Annotated in this window: 19 protein-coding genes and 1 pseudogene; 7 read left to right on the top strand and 13 right to left on the bottom strand. The window is 45.4% G+C overall.

Annotated features, from left to right (window positions below):
* Positions 1-4 precede the first annotated feature (4 nt).
* The gene (locus VXQ11_RS09820; RefSeq protein WP_263600639.1) at positions 5-133 is read right to left on the bottom strand and encodes a hypothetical protein; all 129 of its coding nucleotides are present in this window, start codon (positions 131-133) and stop codon (positions 5-7) included.
* Between the two features lie 316 nt (positions 134-449).
* On the opposite strand from VXQ11_RS09820, the gene VXQ11_RS09815 reads away from it, so the two are divergent.
* The 3 genes and pseudogenes from VXQ11_RS09815 to yihA all read left to right on the top strand — a co-directional run.
* The gene (locus tag VXQ11_RS09815) at positions 450-1,211 is read left to right on the top strand and encodes a globin domain-containing protein (protein WP_416705927.1); all 762 of its coding nucleotides are present in this window, start codon (positions 450-452) and stop codon (positions 1,209-1,211) included.
* 97 nt (positions 1,212-1,308) lie between these two features.
* Positions 1,309-1,749 (top strand): RrF2 family transcriptional regulator, encoded by a 441-nt coding sequence (locus VXQ11_RS09810; RefSeq protein WP_416705926.1) that lies wholly within the window; start codon positions 1,309-1,311, stop codon positions 1,747-1,749.
* A 105-nt stretch (positions 1,750-1,854) separates the two neighbouring features.
* Positions 1,855-2,631: pseudogene (gene yihA, locus VXQ11_RS09805) on the top strand (ribosome biogenesis GTP-binding protein YihA/YsxC); the annotation flags it as partial.
* A gap of 272 nt (positions 2,632-2,903) precedes the next feature.
* On the opposite strand, the gene VXQ11_RS09800 reads toward yihA, so the two are convergent.
* Both VXQ11_RS09800 and VXQ11_RS09795 read right to left on the bottom strand, forming a co-directional pair.
* Complete coding sequence (locus VXQ11_RS09800) at positions 2,904-4,151, bottom strand: dicarboxylate/amino acid:cation symporter (protein ID WP_416705925.1); 1,248 nt, start codon at positions 4,149-4,151, stop codon at positions 2,904-2,906.
* 177 nt (positions 4,152-4,328) lie between these two features.
* Positions 4,329-5,201: an acyl-CoA thioesterase gene (locus VXQ11_RS09795; protein WP_416705924.1), complete on the bottom strand. Its 873-nt coding sequence runs from the start codon at positions 5,199-5,201 to the stop codon at positions 4,329-4,331.
* 282 nt (positions 5,202-5,483) lie between these two features.
* Here VXQ11_RS09795 and plsB point away from each other — a divergent pair, with 282 nt between their 5' ends.
* Positions 5,484-8,051: a glycerol-3-phosphate 1-O-acyltransferase PlsB gene (gene plsB, locus VXQ11_RS09790; protein ID WP_416705923.1), complete on the top strand. Its 2,568-nt coding sequence runs from the start codon at positions 5,484-5,486 to the stop codon at positions 8,049-8,051.
* A gap of 236 nt (positions 8,052-8,287) precedes the next feature.
* On the opposite strand, the gene VXQ11_RS09785 is transcribed toward plsB, so the two are convergent.
* Positions 8,288-9,103 carry an NAD(P)H-binding protein gene (locus VXQ11_RS09785; protein ID WP_416680897.1) on the bottom strand — a complete coding sequence of 272 codons (816 nt, stop codon included), beginning with the start codon at positions 9,101-9,103 and terminating at the stop codon, positions 8,288-8,290.
* Positions 9,104-9,136: 33 nt separating this feature from the next.
* On the opposite strand from VXQ11_RS09785, the gene recG reads away from it, so the two are divergent.
* Together recG and VXQ11_RS09775 are read left to right on the top strand one after the other, a co-directional pair.
* Positions 9,137-11,182 (top strand): ATP-dependent DNA helicase RecG, encoded by a 2,046-nt coding sequence (recG, locus tag VXQ11_RS09780; protein ID WP_409666495.1) that lies wholly within the window; start codon positions 9,137-9,139, stop codon positions 11,180-11,182.
* Entirely contained in the window at positions 11,169-11,804 is a 636-nt protein-coding gene (locus VXQ11_RS09775) for a ComF family protein (RefSeq protein WP_416705922.1), read from the top strand. Before recG ends, VXQ11_RS09775 begins: the two co-directional genes overlap by 14 nt.
* Before the next feature lie 4 nt (positions 11,805-11,808).
* Here VXQ11_RS09775 and VXQ11_RS09770 read toward each other — a convergent pair whose 3' ends face one another.
* Together VXQ11_RS09770 and VXQ11_RS09765 are read right to left on the bottom strand one after the other, a co-directional pair.
* Positions 11,809-12,210 carry an NUDIX hydrolase gene (locus tag VXQ11_RS09770; RefSeq protein WP_064094535.1) on the bottom strand — a complete coding sequence of 134 codons (402 nt, stop codon included), beginning with the start codon at positions 12,208-12,210 and terminating at the stop codon, positions 11,809-11,811.
* A 32-nt stretch (positions 12,211-12,242) separates the two neighbouring features.
* Positions 12,243-12,833: a TIGR00730 family Rossman fold protein gene (locus VXQ11_RS09765; protein WP_416705921.1), complete on the bottom strand. Its 591-nt coding sequence runs from the start codon at positions 12,831-12,833 to the stop codon at positions 12,243-12,245.
* A 152-nt stretch (positions 12,834-12,985) separates the two neighbouring features.
* Between VXQ11_RS09765 and VXQ11_RS09760 the strand changes: the two genes are divergently transcribed.
* On the top strand, positions 12,986-13,999 hold the full coding sequence (locus tag VXQ11_RS09760) for a magnesium and cobalt transport protein CorA (RefSeq protein WP_064094537.1): 1,014 nt from the start codon (positions 12,986-12,988) through the stop codon (positions 13,997-13,999).
* Positions 14,000-14,110: 111 nt separating this feature from the next.
* On the opposite strand, the gene VXQ11_RS09755 is transcribed toward VXQ11_RS09760, so the two are convergent.
* From VXQ11_RS09755 to VXQ11_RS09725, 7 genes are all read right to left on the bottom strand, one after another.
* Positions 14,111-14,401: an STAS domain-containing protein gene (locus VXQ11_RS09755; protein WP_416705920.1), complete on the bottom strand. Its 291-nt coding sequence runs from the start codon at positions 14,399-14,401 to the stop codon at positions 14,111-14,113.
* A gap of 15 nt (positions 14,402-14,416) precedes the next feature.
* The gene (locus VXQ11_RS09750) at positions 14,417-15,043 is read right to left on the bottom strand and encodes an MlaC/ttg2D family ABC transporter substrate-binding protein (RefSeq protein ID WP_416680900.1); all 627 of its coding nucleotides are present in this window, start codon (positions 15,041-15,043) and stop codon (positions 14,417-14,419) included.
* A gap of 18 nt (positions 15,044-15,061) precedes the next feature.
* Entirely contained in the window at positions 15,062-15,739 is a 678-nt protein-coding gene (locus VXQ11_RS09745) for an outer membrane lipid asymmetry maintenance protein MlaD (RefSeq protein ID WP_064094540.1), read from the bottom strand.
* Positions 15,739-16,518 (bottom strand): lipid asymmetry maintenance ABC transporter permease subunit MlaE, encoded by a 780-nt coding sequence (mlaE, locus tag VXQ11_RS09740; protein WP_005248230.1) that lies wholly within the window; start codon positions 16,516-16,518, stop codon positions 15,739-15,741. Before mlaE ends, VXQ11_RS09745 begins: the two co-directional genes overlap by 1 nt.
* Entirely contained in the window at positions 16,515-17,333 is an 819-nt protein-coding gene (locus VXQ11_RS09735) for an ABC transporter ATP-binding protein (RefSeq protein WP_416680901.1), read from the bottom strand. The genes mlaE and VXQ11_RS09735 overlap by 4 nt, the downstream gene beginning before the upstream one ends.
* A gap of 405 nt (positions 17,334-17,738) precedes the next feature.
* A complete protein-coding gene (locus VXQ11_RS09730) occupies positions 17,739-19,616 on the bottom strand; it encodes a DEAD/DEAH box helicase (protein WP_416705919.1) in 1,878 nt (625 codons plus the stop codon).
* Between the two features lie 550 nt (positions 19,617-20,166).
* Entirely contained in the window at positions 20,167-20,997 is an 831-nt protein-coding gene (locus tag VXQ11_RS09725; RefSeq protein WP_034608351.1) for an inositol monophosphatase family protein, read from the bottom strand.
* Between the last annotated feature and the right edge of the window lie 77 nt (positions 20,998-21,074).

Raw genomic sequence — 21,074 nt, 5'->3', positions numbered from 1 at the left:
GTGTTTAAAAGTATTGGCAGAGAGTTTTTTGAATTGGTGTACCCATGCCAGTGCCGATCTGGGATAGATCTGATGCAAAAAAACCACTCCATTCGCCTTCCGATTTCTGCAATGAGCTTGCTAATGCTGGCATCTAAACAACCCAACAAGCTGAAGAACATACAGCCAAGCAAGGTAGAGAAATAACTTTAGATATTATCGGCACGTTGACCACAAGTGCTGCCTATAGTCTGGACAGAAGAAGAACGAAACAGAAAATTATCCAAGGTTTACTTAACCCCCTTTTCAGGCGCACATAACCCTCTATTTTCCGATCATTATCACACTTCTTATGGAATATTTTTATATTCCATAATTTTTATAGGTTTTTATGGAGTGACACTATTGTAAAGCTTTTTTAAAAGATGTAATTTAAATACATCTTTTAAAAACAACTGCAGACAGCTCCCATGAATCCACAACATATTGAACTTGTACAAGCGACTGTTCCTGTTTTACGTGAAAACGGCGTAGCACTTACTACATATTTCTATAACCGCATGCTGAACAACCATCCTGAGTTGAAAAACACCTTCAACATGGATCATCAAAGTACCGGTCGTCAACCACGTGCCCTGGCTGCGGCAGTCTTGGCCTATGCCGAGAACATCACCAACCCGGGTGTTTTGGCCAAAGCCATCGAACGTATTACCACCAAACATGTCAGTCTGGATATTCAGCCAGATCAATATGCGATTGTCGGTGAAAATCTGTTACATTCGATCAGCGAAGTTTTAGATGTACCCATGGACTCCGAGCTGATTGCAGCCTGGAAAGAAGCATATATGCAACTGGCAGATATCCTGATTGGTGTAGAAAAATCCAAATATGCCACTCTAGCTTCTGAAAATGGTGGCTGGGCCGGCTGGCGCGAATTTGAAGTGGCAGCAGTCAATGATACTGAGGCAGGTAAAATCTTTACACTCAAAGCTAAAGACGGTGCAGCGATTGCAAGTGCGGAGGCAGGTGAACATATTTCAGTACGAGTACAGGTGCCTGAACAGAACATTCGCCAGCCACAGCAGTTCAGCTTTGATCAGGCTCAAAGTGGACAATATCAGATTACTGTGAAAGCTGAAGAAAACCCAACCGCGTTTTCAGTGGCACAAACACTGATCGACCATTATCAGGTGGGCGATATCGTCGAAGTGTCTGCCCCGCTCAAGCTTTAATGTCAAAAACGGTTTAGACTAATATCAGATCCTGATTAAAAGCTCCATACGTGGAGCTTTTAGCATTCAATTCTTTCATTTTCTAGCTGTTGAACTTATGCAACTCAATAAATTCACTGACTATGCGCTTCGAATCCTGATGTATGTCGCACAGCCACGTGACTTCCCCTATACCATTGCAGAACTTGCCGAGCGCCTGCAGGTTTCGCAAAATCATGCCATGAAAATCGTGCATTTTATGGCAAAACAGGACTGGCTGATTACTACCCGTGGTAAAGGGGGTGGCATACGTTTAAATCCAGCCAGCCTGAACCTTCAACTGGGACAGATTGTGCGGATTCTGCAACACGACAGCAATGTGGTGGAATGCAATAATCCACCCTGCGTATTACGTCCAACTTGCAGTTTGAAAGGTATTTTAGATACTGCAGTCGATCAGTTTTATCACAGTCTGGATCAATATACGCTTCAAGATGTTGTTCTACCCAAAGATGCACGCTTTAGTTCAAAGTCCCCGATCGGCCTGATTAATCTTTAAAGTCTTTCAGTTCACATCTTATGAGTTATTCTTGCGGCAATGTTCGCTTGCCTGTGCGACTTCCTTTATAATGCTTCTTTGTAGATCATTTATTGAAGTTGAGTTATGCACCACAGCAGAGGAAAATCCAAAAACAGTAAGACAGCTCATGCGCCTAAGCAAAAGATTAGCTACGAGAAAAAAGTTGATTCTGCCATTACTGAATATGCTGTGCGCTCACTCAACTGGCTACGTAAAGCCGAATTTTTAATGAGTGCACCCAAACTTAGTCTTTGTGTAGAAGATACTGGCTATGAAATTGCTTTTGCCGGTCGCTCGAATGCAGGTAAATCCAGTGCGATTAATGCCCTGACCAACCAGAAACAGTTGGCACGCGCATCCAAAAAACCTGGCCGCACCCAGATGATCAACTTTTTTAGCCTGGGCAATCCGGATCAGCGTCTGGTCGACTTACCTGGTTATGGTTATGCCGCTGTACCTGAAAAAATGAAACTGGTCTGGCAAAAAGAACTGGAAAATTACCTGATTCATCGCCAGAGCTTGCAAGGCCTGGTGCTACTGATGGACATTCGCCATCCACTGCAACACTTTGATGTGATGATGCTGGAATGGGCCTATTCCCGCCAGTTGTTCGTACATGTCTTGTTAACCAAGTCAGATAAACTGAATCGTGGTCCTGCATCCAAAGCCTTGCAGGAAGTCAAAGCGGCATTGAAAAAGATGAAGCTGGATTTCTCGATTCAACTGTTCTCATCAATGAATAAACAGGGTCTGGAAGAACTGGCCAGCGTCATGGGTGGCCGTTTGAACTTTACCTTAGATCAAGCCTCTGAATATGATCTGGACAGCATTCCGGAAGCATCGATTCATGATTTCAATGAATCGGATGAACCCCTCGAAGAACTCGAGCTTAGTGAATCTGATTTGGAGCATATTGCTGAAGTATCAATGCATGCTTTAAATGAAGCTGAAGAGCCGCTTGAACTGCTTGAGCAGGATCCATCTGAGCTTAAAGCAGCAGATGAACTGAATCAGAACAAGCATTCTGCAGATTAACTATCTCATCAGAATTGTCTGGGATCGTTCTTGATTTATTAAAACTTCCCTTATAAAAAAGCAGACCAGTGGCCTGCTTTTTTTTATTTTTAAATGCTTTAGCGGTCTGCTGCTTGAAGATCGGGCTCACGTGTATATCGATCCACCACGACACTGATCATCATATCACCCTGAACATTCACGACTGTGCGTACAGTATCGAGCAAGCGGTCGATCGGTAACAGAATGGCAATCGCCTCGGCAGGCAAACCGACCGACTGCAAGACCATGATCATGGTCACCATACCGGCACTCGGAATTCCCGGCGCACCCAAGGATGCAATCATCGCTGTGGCACATACCACCAGTTGCTGTCCCAGACTGAGATCCAGCCCCATTAAGTTGGCGATAAACAAGGCTGCTGCCGCTTCATAGAGTGCCGTGCCATCCATATTTAACTGGGTACCCAGCGGAATCACAAAACCTGCAGTCTGGGGCCGTACCCCTAAATTTTCCTGTGCGCATTTCATCGACAAGGGCATGGTAGCCGAACTGGAACTGGTGGCAAATGCAGTAATCAGGGCGGCTCTAGTACCCTTAAAGAACGTGATGGGATCCATCTTGCCGAAAACCCACAGCAATAGAGGCAAGACCACAAGACCATGGAAAACTGTGGTACCTGTGACCACTGCAGCAAATTCAGCCAGACGACTCAGTACAGAAATATCTTCAGTAGCGATCAGCTTGGCAAGTAGTGCAAAAATTCCGAGCGGTGCCAATTTCATGATCCAGCCAATCATCAACATCATGATGTCAAAAAACTGGAGACTCAGTTTGCGTACGGTACGGAAGCTGTCTCCACCTGCCACTAGCGCCACACCGATAAACAAGGCGAAAATCACTACTGCCAAAACATTGCCATCAGCAAAAGCTTTAAACGGATTGATCAGGGTATTCTGAATAAAATTGGTAAAGAAAGATGAAGGTGTCAGGGTATCCGGTGTTTGATGTTGCGCCATGGCATCCTGGAACATCAGTACATCAACACCCTTACCGACATTAAACAGATGGGCACAGGTCAGACCTAAAATGAGCGCCAATGAAGTGGTTGTCACACAGCACATCAGGGTGATTTTCCAGGTTCGACTCAACTGTCCACCGGCCTGCAGATTCGACACCCCGACCACGATTGAAGTAAAAATAAGAGGGATCAAAATCATTTTAAGCAGCCCAATGAAAAGACTGCTGGCAATTCCAACCCCGTACAGGCCGATATCAAAAAACGTGCTTTGTGGAAATGTCGTCAGCAGGAATCCAAACAGCACCCCCAGTACGGCGGCAATTAAAATTTGCGTATTTAAACTCATCTTTTCATGCATTTTTAATATTGATCTTAAGCCGCACTATGCCATGCGTGTTCTATAGAATCGAGTAATATTTTATAAACAGTTCATGAAAACATGACATTAAATAGCCATTTATATGCTACTTAAAAAAACAAAAAACCGAATCTAAACATTCGGTTTGTTGAACAAGAATAACCATTATTGTGTTTCGATTTCACGCAAACGGATCAGGCCTTCCTGAGTCGTACTGCAGACCAGTTCGCCATTTTGCCACATCCGGCCAAAGTTCAGGCCACGTGAACTGGCACTTTGCGTCGCATCCATGTCATACAGCATCCATTCATCCACCCGAAACGGTCTATGGAAGTACATGGCATGGTCAATACTGGCACATTGCAAACTTGGTGAAAGATAACTCAGACCATGTGGGCGCAGTGCAGTCGTCATCAAAGTAAAGTCAGAATAGAAAGCGGCGATGGCCTGATGCAGAGAAATCTCGTCCACCTCTGTAGCAATCTGGCCGTGGGTACGGATATAGTGCGCATAAGAAGGTGCTTCAGGTTGCGGCTGGAACGGATTCTGCGGATTGACCGGACGAATCTCGACATGACGGTCACGTGTAAAGGTGGCCCGTACATTTTCCGGAATAAACTCGATAATCTGCCGGGTAAGTTCTGCTTCATTTTTCAGGCTTTCTGCCGGTGGATACTCGGGCTCTGAAATCTGATAGTTCAGACCTTCTTCCTGTGGAGCGAAAGACACCATACACATAAAAATGGTACGGCCATGCTGAATGGCACGCACTTGACGGCTGACAAAGCTCTTGCCGTCACGGATACGGTCTACTTCATAAATAATCGGTGCGTTGACATCTCCGCCAAACAGAAAATAGGCATGCAATGAGTGTGCCGGACGGTCTGTGGTATAAGATGCGGCGCGTAATGCCTGCCCTAAAACCTGTCCACCGAACACACGCTTGCCCACCAGATTCCGGCTGATTCCACGGAAAATGTTTTCTTCTAACTTTTCTAAGCTGAGCAGCTCGACCAGTTCCTGTGTTAAGGCATTCATAAGTAACCTACGTAATATTGGAGATATCCCAAAATGGAAAAACAGATTTAAACAATTGATCTGGAATATTCTGCCACAAAATCAGACTGAAACTCTAAAGATTGCATGACTGTTCTGTCATACTCATGTCATAAGTGACTAGGAAAAGCATCTACTTTCACGCTAAAATTGAACTACTTCTGTTGAAGTTGTTAAAAAAGATATATTGTTTCATCTTAAAAACCCGCAAAATAAATCCCCTCAGAAGTCCTGTGGTTTTGGTCAGTAAAATTAGGAGCAGCTATGTCCAAGAATGGCTTTGGTCAAATGTATCGCAAGCTTTCAAGTAAACTACTTGATCTTGTGGTTACCCCTCATGTTCTTGGGGAAGTACCAAGTGAAGTGACAGCACCTGAATCTGATCAGACTACAGCAGAATCGCAAAAGCTGGTCTGCTACGTTTTACAGAACCATTCACGTAGTAATGCCCTCGTGGTCGATGCAGAAACGCGCCGCTTAAAACTGCCGGCTGCACTTGATCCAATGCAACTGGGCAATAATAAGGAAAAAGCATCGCTACTGTTTTTACAGCATCATGATGAAAATAACCTGTTGAGCTCACCACCGCATGCTTTCCCGCCGCGCCTGTTACGCCTGATTGAAATTCTGGAGCAACATCCTGAACTGGATGTCGAACTGGTACCGGTAACAGTACTTTGGGGACGTGAACCTGAGAAAGAAGATTCCTGGTTTAAACTTTTATTTACCGACACCTGGTCTACACCAAGCCGGGTCAAGCAACTGGTCAATATCGGCCTACATGGTCGCCAGTCTTATTTAGAGTTCCATGAACCGCAGTCTTTACGCGCATTGATTAACTTTGCCAAAGAGACGCATCCAAATTCCGCACCGGCAACCTATATTGTCAGCACTTTAAATGATTATCTGGATGGTCAGCGTGAAGTCATTCTCGGGCCGGATCTGTCCGACCGCCGTAATGTGATGCATGGTCTGATCAAGTCGCCAGATGTACAGGCGGCGATTCGCAATGACAGTATTCGCAGTAAAACCTCGATGCTGGAATCCGAACGTCGTGCCATCGGTTATCTGAACGAAATCGTTTCCGATTATTCTCATTCTACCGTACGTTTTGCCGACAAAGCCCTGACCCGCTTATGGACCCAGCTTTATGACGGCGTGGAAGTCCATAATTTCAGTACTGTGCGTGAACTGGCCAAGGATTATGAAATTGTCTATACCCCCTGTCACCGCAGTCATATTGACTATCTGTTATTGTCTTATGTGATCTATCGCCGTGGTTTGATGGTGCCGTACATCGCAGCGGGCGACAACCTGAATATGCCTTTTGTGGGCCAGATTTTACGCGGTGGCGGTGCCTTCTTTATCCGTCGTACCTTCCGCGGCAACGCGCTCTATACCACGGTCTTTAAAGAATATCTGTATAGCGTCCTGTCACGTAATACCCCGCTGGAATACTTTATTGAAGGTGGCCGTTCACGTACCGGTCGTTTGCTACCGCCAAAAACCGGGATGCTGGCAATGACCGTGCATGGTCATTTACGTGGCAAGTCCAAACCGATTGTATTTGTACCGACCTATATCGGCTATGAACGCCTAATGGAAGGTGGTACCTATGTCGGTGAGATGAGTGGCAAGCCAAAAGAAGCCGAGTCTATTTTTGGTATTTTGAAAACCCTGCGCAAGATTGAACGCATTTTTGGCAAGGTGCACCTGAACTTCGGTAAACCGGTATTTCTGGATGATATCCTGAAACAGCATGGTGCAGAAAATATCAAGATCGAAAAGAATGATGATCCGGTTCCACAAGCGGTTTCTGACGCGGTGAATAGCTCTGCACAGGCTATTCTGGAAAATATCAACAGTGCGGTGGTGATCAATCCGGTATCGTTATTATCTTTAATCTTGCTGGCCACGCCAAAACATACGCTGGATGAAGAAATCTGTATCAAACAGCTGGATACCTATCGCACCTTGCTCACCGCCCTGCCTTATGATGAACGCATGCAGGTTACACCGCTGTCAGGCAAAGAAATAATTGCCTATGCAATGAAGCTGAAACTGATCAAACGGGTCAAGCATGTACTGGGCGATATTATTGCGATTGAAGATAATCAGGCGGTTCTGCTGACCTATTTCCGTAATAATATTGTGCATACTTTTATACTGCCATCCCTGATTGCAGCCCTGACTGAACATAACGGCACCATCCGCCGTCATGATGTGGTCAATATCAGCAGCACCCTGTATCCGTTCCTCAAAGCTGAGCTATTTTTAAAATGGCATGAAGATGAGATTCAAAATCAGGTCAATGCCCATATTGATAACCTGATTTCTTCAAAACTGATCACGCAAGATGGCGAAAACCTGATTGCACCTGCACCGAATACTGAAGCGCATCATCAGCTCGAAGTTCTGGCTGCCCCAGTGACCCAAAGTCTGGAGCGTTATTACATGACTTTGGCACTGATTACCCAGCGTGATTCAGGCAATATTTCAACCCGTCAGGTGGAAGAGCTGAGCTATTTAGTTGGTCAGCGTCTGTCTGTACTATACGAGTTCAATTCGCCTGAATTCTTCGATAAAGCCCTGTTCCAGAGCTTCATTAAAGTATTAACCCAGAAAGGTTATCTGTGTACCAATGAAGACAATGCGATTGTCTTTGATGAACAGCTGACCAATGTAGCGAAATATGCCGATCTGGTATTGGACGAAGTGAAATTGCAGATGCTGCATCACATTACCGCCTTTACCGATGAAGAACTTAAAGAAGCCCTGGATGCAGTTGCGGCAGAACAAGCCAAGAAACGTGCGAAGCGGAAAAAGAAGTAAGATTAAATAAAAAAGAGAGGCTAAGGCCTCTCTTTTTTATTTAAGAATTTATAAGAAGTGAAAACTGAGAAGCTAATGCCATTATTTAAATATAGCATTCCCTCTCCTGAGCGAGTTTTAAAGCACGGCTTTTAAAACGAAGCGCAAGTGAGGATTAGGGAGAGGTGGTTCTAGATAAAATCCTCCCCTAATCCTCCTTTGAAAAGGAGGGGGATTCTTCCCTTTTTAAAGGGAGGTTAGAAGGGATTATTTTTCCTCATCAACTCCAAATAATCCTCATAACAGTCCAGATGTTTTAATTCAAATCCCATTTTTTGCATTCGGGTCGCATAAAGCTTTTTACCCGTGACCTGCTCACTTTCCACCTTAAGCAAAGGAAGCCCTATCTGCTGTTGGAACCATTGCAATATTTCATGCAATAATTTTGGATCGTTGTTGGTCACAATATAAGAAGTTTCAGGATGTTCCACGTGAATCATCTGTGATAAGAAACGTGATAAATCTTCAATATGAATCCGATTGGACCAGTGCAGATTCGGATAACTCGTCATCGAGGCAGCCATTTTTTGTAAGCGTTCTACCGATGCTCCATAAATCCCACTTGGACGAATGATCGTACATTGCTCAGGATAAGCAGCGAAATAAGCCTGCTCCATCTGCTGTAAGATTGTGCCCTGAGCATCAATTGGGTAAATTTCAGTTTCGTCATCTACGATTTCACCGGCATCTTGCCCATACACTCGTGTCGATGACACCACCACAATCCGTTTCACCGGATGCTGTTTCAAGGCAGCCACAATAGGTTGAACCGAATCCAGATAAGTCTGCTGATAGCCTTCAACCGTACTTTGTTTTGGACTAAGTAATACATAGACCCAGTCAATTGGAGTAACTGCAGTTAAATCCAGTTGATGCACATCCTGAATCAGATGAGTTGCGAATGAATCTGTTTTGGGACTCTGGCTAATTGTGCTAATTTGATGACCTTGCTCAAATAGTTGTTTAGCCACACGTCGGGATGTTTTACCATAACCGATAAATAAAATATGCATTGAGCACCGAATCACAAATCTGGTTGAGGGGACATGGCTGCAGTCCATCAGTTACAAGGCGTTGGCAATGCCGCCGCTGCATTACTCGAAAAACTAAATATCTTCAATACTGATGATTTGCTTTTTCATCTACCACGTGACTATGAAGACCGTAGCACGATCATTCCTATGAATCAATTGAGCGTGGGACGCAGCTATCTGCTGGAAGGCATCGTCAAAGGCGTGGATTTCCCCCCTGGCAAACGCAAATCCATGGCTGTGCTGCTGGATGATGATTTTGGCAAAGTCACTTTACGTTTTTATCATATTTATAAAGGCATTACCGACCGCTGCAAACTGGGTAACCGTTTAAGAATTTTTGGTGAAGTGCGGGTTGGTGCGCGCGGTCTGGAAATGTATCATCCCGAACTGCAAGTCATTACTGAGGACACACCTTTACCTCAAACCCAGCTCACGGCAATTTATCCGGCGACTGAAGGCCTGACCCAACCAAAAATACGGGACTATATTCAGCAGGCCTTGGCTCAATACAGCGATCATCTGCCTGAATTGCTGCCAGCAAAATTTAGTAACGGTTATGCACTGAAACAGGCACTGGAATATATCCATCACCCGCCAGTCAATGCCAATATGCTGCAGCTGGCACAAGGCTCACATCCTGCACAGCAACGCTTGATCTTTGAAGAACTGGTAGCGCATCAGATCAGTTTATTGACCCGACGCGCCTTCATCCAGCAGGTCGAAGCACCTTCATTTGCGCCAAGTCAGACCTATGCCAAACGGTTACTGGCCAGTCTGGCTTTTGAAATGACCGGTGCGCAAAAACGTGTATCCAGAGAAATTGCGCAGGACTTAAAAACAAATAAGCCGATGTTACGTCTGGTTCAGGGCGATGTCGGCGCGGGTAAAACACTGGTGGCCGGTGTAGCTGCCTGCCATGCACTGGAAGAAGGCTGGCAAGTGGCATTGATGGCACCGACCGAGATTCTGGCCGAGCAGCATTATCTGAACTTTAAACGCTGGTTTGAACCTTTAGGCTTAAATGTAGCCTGGCTTTCCGGCAAGCAGAAAGGTAAAGCGCGCGCAGCAGCAGAGCAGCTGATTCGGGATGGCAGCGCTCATCTGGTCATCGGGACTCATGCCCTGTTTCAGGAAAATGTCGAGTTTGCCAAACTGGGTCTGGTGATTATTGATGAACAGCATCGCTTTGGTGTAGATCAGCGCCTTGCTCTCAGAAATAAAGGGCTAGATGGTATGTCACCGCATCAACTGGTGATGACAGCGACTCCGATTCCACGCACACTGGCCATGTCTGCCTATGGTGATCTGGATACCTCTGTGATTGATGAGCTGCCGCCGGGCCGTACCCCGATTCAGACCGTGACCATTCCATTAGACCGGCGCGAAGAAGTCTTGCAACGGATTGCCAGCAACTGTGCTGAAGGCAAGCAGGCCTACTGGGTGTGTACACTGGTAGAACAGTCCGAAACTTTAGATGCCCAAGCTGCAGAAGCCACTTTCGCTGAAATTCGCGAGCGCTTTCCTGCGCTGAATATCGGACTGGTACATGGCAAGATGAAAGCCGATGAAAAACAGGCGGTAATGCAGCAGTTTAAAAATAATGAATTACAGCTGCTGATTGCTACCACCGTGATCGAAGTCGGCGTCGATGTACCAAATGCCTCCATTATGGTGATTGAAAATGCCGAGCGTCTGGGCCTATCTCAATTGCATCAGTTACGGGGTCGAGTCGGACGTGGCGCCAAAGCCAGTTTCTGTGCCCTACTGTATAAACATCCGCTGTCGCAAAATGGTCAGGAACGCTTAAGAATCATGCGCGAAACCAATGATGGCTTCATGATTGCCGAGAAAGACCTGGAATTGCGTGGCCCGGGAGAACTGCTTGGAACCAAACAGACTGGCGACATGAATTTCCGTGTGGCCAAACTGGAACGTGATGATCACCTGCTCAATCAGGCACATTATGTGGCCCAGCAAATGCTCAAGGATTATCCTGATCAGGCCGAAGCATTATTGCAACGCTGGCTACCGGAAGCACCGCGCTATGCCTATGTTTAAATTACTGCAACACGGAAAATCCTGGCTCACCCGCTTACAGCCCTGTCAGCTCTGCCTGACCGATTATCAGTCCATTCATTCAGTCTGTGAAGATTGCTGGCGACAATTACCCTGGGCACATCAAACCATTCAACGGCAGGAAATGCAGTTCCAGATTGCCTGCGACTATGCCTATCCGATGGATCGTTTGATTCAACTGTTTAAATATGAACAGAAACTGCATTTGCAAAATTTACTGGCAGGTGCGCTGTTAAGTTTAGACCTGCCTAAAGTCAGTGCGATAGTACCGATGCCGATCTCGAATGAGCGTCTGGCCGAGCGCGGTTATAATCAATCCCTGGTACTGGCCAAACATGTGGCAAAACAGTTGAATGCACCCATCTGGCAACCTGTTCGACGACTAAAACAACACTCGCAAAAGGGCCTAAGCCGGCTGGAGCGAATTGAAGATATCCAGTCACAATTCCAGATCAGCACCATTTCCAAGCTGCGGTATCGTCGGGTGCTGATTATCGATGATGTCGTCACGACTGGCAGCTCGATCCGGGCACTCAGCCAAACACTTGAACAACTGGGTTGTCAAAAAATTTATGCGGCCTGTCTGGCAGGCGCGCAAATCTGAAAACTTAAGCCTGGGCAAGTAACTGTGACTTCACCCATGGAATGACAATTTCAGTGGTCAAGGGTGCCAGCAAGACCTGCTTTTCGTCCAGATCTATCCATTTCATTTCAGCAATTTCCGCTTCAATTTTTGGTGCCTGATCCAGTCTTACCCAATAGACATAACTCACCAGTTGATGATCAGGCTCATTGGCTGTTGCCGTTTCAAAACGTCCAATGAATTGCTGAATGTGTGCTTGGGCGCCAATTTCTTCCTGAATTTCACGTAACATCGTTGCTTCTGGTGCTTCATTTGGCTCCAGCTTGCCACCAACCTGCATAAAGCAGGACGTTCCTTTCTTGCGAACCACAAGCAGTTGCTGCGCTTCATTTAAAATAATGGCTGCAGCCACTGTAATTATCTTCATCTCTGGTTTATGACTTTATGCTAGGGGGCAGCTTATTTTACAAGATCGGTCTGATCGCTCCTACCCCATTTAGGCTCAGGTGGCTGATAAGTTTCGAATTGACGTAAAATTTCTTCCAGATCATCGCTGACAATTAAAGCATCACTAAAACGTGCCTTGGTAAATCCTTTCTCGGTGGTCATGTAGATAAATTTAAGCAAGTCATCGTAGAAACCATCAACATTTAGAAAAGCACAAGGCTTTTTATGAATTCCCAGTTGCGCCCAGGTCCACTGTTCAAAAATTTCTTCCAGCGTTCCCGCACCACCCGGAATGGCAATAAACCCTTGAGCCAGTTCTGACATTCGGGTTTTACGCTCGTGCATATTCTCCACCACAAATAACTTGGTAATATGCGGATGTGCCAGTTCACGATTCACCAGTTGCCTCGGAATTACCCCAATCACCTTGCCACCGGCGGCCAAAACACTATCAGCGATAATTCCCATCAAGCCAGAACGACCACCACCATATACCAGCGTCTGATGCCTGGCGGCCAAGGTTTGACCCACCTTTTTAGCAATCTGGGCATAAAGAGGATCCGAGCCTAGGGCTGAACCACAAAAAATTGCGATAGAATTCATCATTTCATCCTCTAATTGACGGTATATTGTACGTAATCGCTTCCAGCGCGTTTTTTCCAAAAATAACCACTTAATATCAGTGTTTTTATTCAATTCCTTGTCTAAAATACACCCATTCCAATTCACATACTGCGCCAGGGAGAAAAGACAGCATGCTTGAAGCCTTTTACGCCACAGAGCGCGGTAGCTTAGAAGATATCACGATTAATGGTGATTTCGACTTACATCCAGATTTAGTGTGGCTTGACCTGATTGCACCTTCACAAGAAGAGCAGCAATGGATTCTAGATGCCTATGGACAAAACTTACCGACTTTAAAATCGCTAGAAGATATTTCCTCCAGTGCCCGATTTTACCGTGATGATGACGGAATTTTGCACATCAGCACATATTTCTTAACCAAAAATAAAAACTATCAGGTCGAGAACGAAAATGAAGATGAGTCCAGCATGCTGGCGACGGTACAGACTGTGGCATTCATTCTGCATAAGGATCGTCTGTTTACCTTGCGCGGTGAAAAGCTGGTGGCTTTTCGTGCCTTTCGTGCCCGGGCACGCCGCAATGATTATGACATCGATTATAAAGATCCGACCTGGATTCTATTGGGTCTGCTTGAAGCCAAGCTGGATGAACTGGCCGACATCCTGGAAGATGTCCATAAAGATTTAGAAAAATATTCAACCGAAGTGTTGAATAACCGTCATCGTGAGCAAATTCTCGATCTGGATGACATGATTACCCGGCTGGCGCAACTGGAAGATATGCTGGGTAAAGCGCAACTCTGTCTGATCGATTTACGGCGTGTTCTGACCTTCCTGGCGCGTCCACGCGCTTTAGGGAGTCATATTTATGATGCAGATATCCGGGAGCTCAGTGAAGATGTCCGCTCATTGGTGGAGCATGATGCCTTCCTGTTCCAGAAAGTGCGCTTCCTGCTCGATACTACGTCAGGATTCATTAACACCGAACAGAATGATACCATTCGCCGCTTCTCTATTCTGCCAAGTATGCTTGCGCCACCGATGCTGATTGCCAGTATTTATGGGATGAATACCGATGTATTGCCCTTTGCTAAAGGCTCCATGAGTTTCATTATGGTCAGTATTATTTTGATCGGCTTTCTGATCGGACCATTAATTTACTTTAGATGGAAGAAATGGATTTGAGCGAGCTTTAAAGCCCTGCTTTTAAGTCGAAGCTCAAGAAATACATCTCATCTGATCCATGCCTATTTGAAAAGTAATAAAAAAGCACCTTTCGGTGCTTTTTTATTACTTCTACTGAATGATTTTTAGATCATCCTGGAGATGGCTGGCCTGAATGATATTCATCATCTTCGGTGGAACAGCTTTAAACTGCAGGCCTTGTGCTTTAGGCGTCTGACGCAGCCAGCGCACCAATACTGCCAGAGCCAAGGTACTGCCACTTTCAAGCCCGGCCAGATTAACTACCAGCGGAAACTTGTTCTGTGACTGAATCACACGCAGGCCCTGTAGGTAATAGTCCTGCGCATTGGCATAGTCAATGTTGCCTGACACCTGCAATTCCTGATCCTTGAATACAATCACGGCTCACCTATCTGATTATTTCTTTTCAATTGCGGCTTCTGCATCTGGTTTAAAGTTGGCAATCGCTGTATCTATATTACCGCCATTACGTTTGACTGTCGCAGCAAACTGGTTACGGAACTGCAAACCAAGGTCAATACCAGATACGTTGATGTTACGGATTTTCCACTGTGAACCTTTATCCACCAACTGGAACGCTACCGGTATTTTCTCGCCCTTGTTATTGAAATCAATGGTCACCACAGGGTTTTTGCTGTTGCTGGCTTTGTATGGACGCATGCTGTAAGTCTGATTGCTATATTTCGCAAATGCCGAACCATAGTTTTCAATCAGGGTTTCACGGAAATTCTTTTCAAACTGGGCACGCTGTGCTGGAGTACTTTGTTGCACATAAGTGCCCATGACTGTACGCACAAAAGCTTGTGAATCAATATAGGGATCCAGATTTTGACGTACAATGGTTTTGACCAAGGCTGGATTACTCTGTAATTTGCTATGATCAGCCTGTAAACGTTTAACCAAATTATCCGCCACTTGTTTAATAAACTCAGGAGGCGTTTGGCTTGGAGCTGCAAACACTGTACCAGCAACCACGGTGGAAAGAATGCTTGCTGCAAGCGTTTGTTTTACTAAAGTCTTCACTGATATCTCCTCAATCTATTATTCAACGAATGCAGGTTCTGCATCGGTCGATCCTGAAACTGTCGCCTGTTCTGGGGCAGCTTCTTGACTATCCGAAGACTTACCGGCACCGCCAGTAATAAACTTCGTGACTAAATCTTCAATTTCCATGGTGCCTTGGGTATTAGCAATCTGATCACCGCGTTGCAAATAGTTCAGACCCCCACCTGGAATAATTTTCAGGTATTTTTCACCCAGCAATCCATTGGTTGCTACCATAATATAAGCATCTTCATCAATATTAGTGATGGATTTCATGTTAGCTAAGAGTTGTTTTTCCATGTCTTTTTGTTGTGCCGGAGTAGCCGCTGTATAGTCTGAACTATAACGCAACTCTTCCAGCGCATTTTGCTGAACCTGCTTTAGCTGTTCGGCATTAAACGAGGTCAACGAGCCATCCAGCGTCATATGTACGGTCGCCAGACGAGTGACAGGATCCAAGGTAATCTGGTCCACCTGTCCTACTTTTACACCACTTAATGCCACTTTGGCGCGCGGCTTGATCCCATTCACGTTTTCAAAAGTTGCCGTCATTTCATAGCTGTCGGAAATATTGTTCCCAACCAGACCACTGACTCGCATTGCCAGGAAAAATAAGGCAATACCAAACAAAATAACAAAAACACCAACGGCCAGCTCACTAGTACGTGATTTCATTAAACACCTCCGAACATGACCGCAGTCAACACAAAGTCAAAGCCTAAAACGCACAGTGAAGAATATACGACTGTACGGGTTGTAGAAGTTGCAATACCTTCCGAGGTCGGGACACAAGCATAACCTTGGTATACCGCAATCCAGGTACAAATTAATGCAAATACAAAACTTTTAATGATGGTGCCATTCAAGACATCTTTGTAGAATTGCACGCTGCTTTCCATGCCGCTCCAATACGCGCCTTCGTCGGCTCCCAGAAAGTCCACACCGACCATCTTACCGCCCATAATGCCGACTGCAGCAAAGATAACCGAAAGCATGGGCAAGCTGAAAATCCCTGCCCAAAGACGCGGCGAAATTACACGCTTTAATGGATCCACCCCGATCATTTCCATACTGGACAGCTGTTCGGTGGCTTTCATCAGACCAATTTCTGCGGTCAAGGCTGAACCGGCACGTCCAGCAAACAGCAAAGCTGCAACCACTGGCGCCAGCTCACGCAGCAAAGTCAGGGCAACTGCTGTTCCCAGCATCGACTCACTGCCAAAGGTCGACAAGATGCTAAACATCTGCAAACCAAGAACGGCTCCAATAAACAGGCCAGACACCACAATAATCAGCAGGGACAACACCCCGACCCGGTACATCTGATAAACAAACAGTTTCACTCCAAGCCATGTCGGCATTGAAAATAAAATCTGCAACAGCATCAGGGTCGCGACCCCAATTCCCTGTACACGTTCAATAACGCGTCTACCTAATGCGGCAATTGCATTCATGAACGTACCTCATCACTTAAATAAGCCCGATGACTAAACTGATAATCCACTGGGCCTTCTACCGAACCGGTCAGGAATTGCTGTACAAAAGCAGACGGATGCGCCTTGAGTTCTGCCGGCGTACCTTCGCCCTGAATTTTGCCCTCTGCCACCACATAAATGTAGTCAGCAATGGATAGGGTTTCTGCGACATCATGCGAAACAATAATCGTGGTCAAGTCCAGTGCTTCACGCAAAGAGCGGATTAAACGGGTCAACACCCCCATCACAATCGGATCCTGCCCAGCAAAGGGTTCATCGTACATGATCAGCTCAGGATCCAGCGCGATTGCCCGGGCCAAAGCTACGCGTCGGTTCATACCGCCAGACAGTTCAGACGGCATCATCTGCTCTGCACCACGCAAACCAACTGATTCCAGTTTTAGTGCCACGATTTCTTTAATCAAATGCTCTGGCAGTTTGGTATGGGCCCGAATTGGAAACGCGACATTTTCATACACGCTCATATCGGTAAACAAAGCACCACTCTGAAATAGCATACCCATCCGTGCACGTGCTGAAAAAAGTTCGGAACGTGACATCGAGGCAATATCTTTGCCATCCAATAAGACCTGCCCATGCTCAGGCGTCAGCTGCCCACCGATCAATCTTAATAAGGTAGTTTTACCAGTTCCGGATGGCCCCATAATGGCGGTAATCTGCCCACGACGAATATTTAAACTCACGTCGTCATAAATCACGCGCTCGCCTCGTTTGAAGCTCAAATTCTTGACTTCAATCAAAGACAGAGTATCTCGCGCTGTTTGATTTTTCATAGCTGAGTTTATTCCTACATTTTTTCAGCATGCATACTATAAAGGAACGAAGTTCAAAATGTTAGCAGTTGAAAAAGGTGGGTGAATATCATAAAAAGATGACAATAATTGATTATTTCGTGTTTTTTATAATAAAAATATGTACTTAGGCTTGAAATGACTAGATTGATTAATTAAAAACACTGTATAAATAATAGATAATATTACATAAAATCAAAGTCAATGCGATATATGGCATATGCACCTCTATCAATTGAGATCGAGCAGCTAAACTTTTCATATTAATAATTATCATAACCCTGACAAAATATGAATTAGTAGACATTTTACGTTAAAAAGCAAAAAACTCAATGCATAAAAAAACCGGTATTTCTACCGGTTTTTTATCTTCATCTAGCGACTCTATTAGTCGTTAAATTTACGACGTGGACGATCTTCACCACCGAATGAACGTTCACCACGTGGTTTGTCATCAAAGTTGCGACGTACTGGACGATCACCGAAATCACGTTTTGGACGGTCATCACCGAATGAACGCGCTGGACGATCACCGAAACCACCTTCACGACGTGGAGCAGGACGATCACCAAAATCACGTTTTGGACGATCACCATAACCGCCTTCACGAGCTGGCTTGTAATCTACACGGTTGCCACGGTTGTCATCATTAGAGCGAGGACGGTCACCAAAACCACCTTCACGACGTGGCGCTGGACGATCACCGAAGTCACGCTTTGGACGGTCATCAAACGAACGTTGTGGACGGTCGCCAAAACCACCTTCACGACGTGGCGCTGGACGGTCACCAAAGTCACGCTTTGGACGGTCATCAAACGAACGTTGTGGACGATCACCGAAACCGCCTTCACGACGTGGCGCTGGACGATCACCGAAGTCACGACGTGGACGATCTTCGCCAAATGCCGGACGTTCGCCACGTGGTTTGTCATCGAAGCTACGACGTGGACGATCATCACCGCCTTCACGACGTTTGAAGTTGCTTTCGCCTTCAAAACGACGACCACCGCCAAAACCACCACGACCGCCATCACGACGACCGCCGCCATCACGACCACGACCACGGCCAGCGCCATCACGGCTACCACGTGCAGGAGGTGGAGATGGCTCAAGACCTTCGATTTCAGATACGTTTAGACGCGCATCAAGGAAGTCTTCCAAAGCACGGATTTTGCCACGCTCACGGTAAGTTGCAAGTGTAATGGCTTTACCAGTACGACCGGCACGACCTGTACGACCAATACGGTGTACATAGTCTTCGTTCTTCATTGGAAGACCGAAGTTAATTACGTGTGAAATGGTTGGTACGTCAAGACCACGAGCAGCAACGTCAGTTGCAACAAGGATTTTTGCACGACCTTCACGGATGCTGCGTAAACGACGGTTACGAACCGTTTGTGGCATAGCACCGTGAAGTGCTACAACTGATAGACCTGCTTCAGCAAGTTCTTCAGCCAACATATCTGTGTCTTCTTGAGTTGACGCAAATACTACTGCTTGATCAACGTCTTCTTCGTTCAACCAGTGCGTAAGCAATTTTTTCTTGTGCTCGAAACCGTCAGTCCAATGCAAAGTCTGAGTAATATCAGTATTTGTAGAGTGACCAGTTTCGATCGAAATACGCATTGGATCATTCATCATGCGTTCTGCAAGTGTAATGATACGTGGTGCAAACGTCGCAGAGAACATTAGCGTTTGTTTACGGTTTGCAGCCAACTCACCAATTGCTTCCAAGTCTTCAGAGAAACCTAGGTCAAGCATACGGTCAGCTTCATCGACGATTAACGCGTCAACTTTATCAAGCTTGATTTGACGACGATTCACCAAGTCAAGTAGACGACCTGGAGTTGCAACAACAACTTGCGCGCCTTTTAACTGTTGAATTTGCTTACCGAAAGGCATACCGCCCATGATTGCCGCAATACGAACACCTTTCATGTGACGTACAAATGCAATCGCGTCTTGACATACCTGTTGTGCCAATTCACGAGTCGGTGAAATCACCAAAATATTCGGTTGAGTAACCGCTTTCATACGGTCTTTAAACGGTACTAATGTATCTTGGTTTGCCAACGCATTTAACGTAGGCAGTAAGAATGCAGCAGTTTTACCAGAACCTGTTTGGCTTGACACAAGAAGGTCTTTGCCTTCAAGCGCAGCTGGAATCGCTTGTTCTTGTACAGGAGTAGGAGTAGTAAAGCCTAAAGCGTCGAGAGCCTGGGTTAGAGATTCATCGAGGGAAAAATCAGCAAAAGTTTTGCTCATAGAGAGTATTCACCCTGAAATGGGTGCTCCATTTAATAAATAACAATTATGGACATCGGCAAAAAGCGGCACAGCAAATAATGCTGAAAATATTAGGATTCAGCAGCGATCCGAGTAACGACGATGTGGATATAACGCACGCATGATTACGGCCGCAAACCTGAAGGAATCGCTTAAGCGATTGGGGCGCGAAGGATATGTCCTCTCTATGGACAGCACGCGCATACAATGATTAGAAGATAGTGTTCAGGTAAAGAACAGAAATTAAGTGCGTGGCGAAATTATAGCAGAATAATCAACAATGTCATTAAGTTTTAAAACTAATTTGCTCTGTCTATAATTTATATATTAATTTCATACACTTAAATATGAATAAAAAATGTAACAACCGGTATAAAAAGGCAGTTTTCGCCAATTCACTTGATATTTCCAATATTCATATCATGTTAGAAATATACTCTACCTCCCTTCTTAACTATTTTACTGCTCTAAAAAAGGCATCCCGAAGGATGCCTTTTCTGAAAATTAGATATATTTCATCTAAACCCGATTATTTTGCTGCTTCACCCCAAGCAGGAACAACTGCTTGCATTAAAGGTTTAAGCATTTTCATTGAACAAGCCAAAACTTGACCATTTTCCATAGAGTCGCTACCACCACGTGCATCAACTACAGTACCGCCTGCTTCTTTCACGATCAATTCGCCCGCTGCGATATCCCAAGGTTTTAAACCAAGTTCGAAGTAAGCATCAAAACGGCCTGCAGCAACATAGGCTAAATCCAATGCCGCAGAACCTGAACGACGATATTGCGCGCCAGCTTCAGTCACGTTTAACAAACTTTGAAAATGGTTCTTGGCATAAGATACAACTTCGCCATTACGTTTAGCACGGTAAGCGTGACCAACAGCCATAAAGGTATTTTCCAGGCTGTCTTTGACATTCACACGAATACGACGCTGGTTCATCATGGCACCACGACCACGACTGGCAGAGAATAGCTCATCTTTCACCGGGTCATAAATCACCCCGTGTTGAGTAATGCCTTTGTGCTGAACTGCGATAGAGATACAGAAATGCGGGAAACCGTTAATGAAGTTTAAAGTACCATCCAGTGGATCGATCACCCAACACCAATCGGCGTCGTGACCATTACCTTCCTGATAGCCAAACTCTTCACCAAGGAAACTGTGATTTTTATAGCTTTTACGTAGGGTATCGATGGTCAACTGCTCCAAATAACGATCTACACGCGTTACTGGACCATCAATTCCTTTTTCTTCGACTTGTAGATCGAGTTTATGACGATTCTGATGCGCTTTTAAAAGCTCTTGACCAACTAACTGAGCCGCACGCGCAGCCATCACCACCATAGGTTCCATTGAACACCCACTACAAATTTGAAGACACTGATAAAGAATAATGCATAAAAGCCCCGATATCTTAGCAAATATCAGGG

Source organism: Acinetobacter sp. 197, assembly GCF_048148385.1.
Lineage (GTDB): Bacteria > Pseudomonadota > Gammaproteobacteria > Pseudomonadales > Moraxellaceae > Acinetobacter > Acinetobacter pecorum.
Note: the sequence above shows the minus strand (reverse complement) of the source record. Positions and strands in the feature narration are given on the sequence as shown.

Coding starts and splice junctions, on each gene's coding strand:
- VXQ11_RS09785 (WP_416680897.1), bottom strand. CDS start 9,103: ATGCATATTTTATTTATCGGTTATGGTAAAACATCCCGACGTGTGGCT.
- VXQ11_RS09745 (WP_064094540.1), bottom strand. CDS start 15,739: ATGAAATCACGTACTAGTGAGCTGGCCGTTGGTGTTTTTGTTATTTTG.
- mlaE (WP_005248230.1), bottom strand. CDS start 16,518: ATGAATGCAATTGCCGCATTAGGTAGACGCGTTATTGAACGTGTACAG.
- VXQ11_RS09800 (WP_416705925.1), bottom strand. CDS start 4,151: ATGAGTTTAAATACGCAAATTTTAATTGCCGCCGTACTGGGGGTGCTG.
- VXQ11_RS09820 (WP_263600639.1), bottom strand. CDS start 133: ATGCCAGCATTAGCAAGCTCATTGCAGAAATCGGAAGGCGAATGGAGT.
- VXQ11_RS09795 (WP_416705924.1), bottom strand. CDS start 5,201: ATGAATGCCTTAACACAGGAACTGGTCGAGCTGCTCAGCTTAGAAAAG.
- plsB (WP_416705923.1), top strand. CDS start 5,484: ATGTCCAAGAATGGCTTTGGTCAAATGTATCGCAAGCTTTCAAGTAAA.
- recG (WP_409666495.1), top strand. CDS start 9,137: ATGGCTGCAGTCCATCAGTTACAAGGCGTTGGCAATGCCGCCGCTGCA.
- VXQ11_RS09730 (WP_416705919.1), bottom strand. CDS start 19,616: ATGAGCAAAACTTTTGCTGATTTTTCCCTCGATGAATCTCTAACCCAG.
- VXQ11_RS09775 (WP_416705922.1), top strand. CDS start 11,169: ATGCCTATGTTTAAATTACTGCAACACGGAAAATCCTGGCTCACCCGC.
- VXQ11_RS09735 (WP_416680901.1), bottom strand. CDS start 17,333: ATGAAAAATCAAACAGCGCGAGATACTCTGTCTTTGATTGAAGTCAAG.
- VXQ11_RS09725 (WP_034608351.1), bottom strand. CDS start 20,997: ATGGAACCTATGGTGGTGATGGCTGCGCGTGCGGCTCAGTTAGTTGGT.
- VXQ11_RS09770 (WP_064094535.1), bottom strand. CDS start 12,210: ATGAAGATAATTACAGTGGCTGCAGCCATTATTTTAAATGAAGCGCAG.
- VXQ11_RS09760 (WP_064094537.1), top strand. CDS start 12,986: ATGCTTGAAGCCTTTTACGCCACAGAGCGCGGTAGCTTAGAAGATATC.
- VXQ11_RS09810 (WP_416705926.1), top strand. CDS start 1,309: ATGCAACTCAATAAATTCACTGACTATGCGCTTCGAATCCTGATGTAT.
- VXQ11_RS09765 (WP_416705921.1), bottom strand. CDS start 12,833: ATGAATTCTATCGCAATTTTTTGTGGTTCAGCCCTAGGCTCGGATCCT.
- VXQ11_RS09815 (WP_416705927.1), top strand. CDS start 450: ATGAATCCACAACATATTGAACTTGTACAAGCGACTGTTCCTGTTTTA.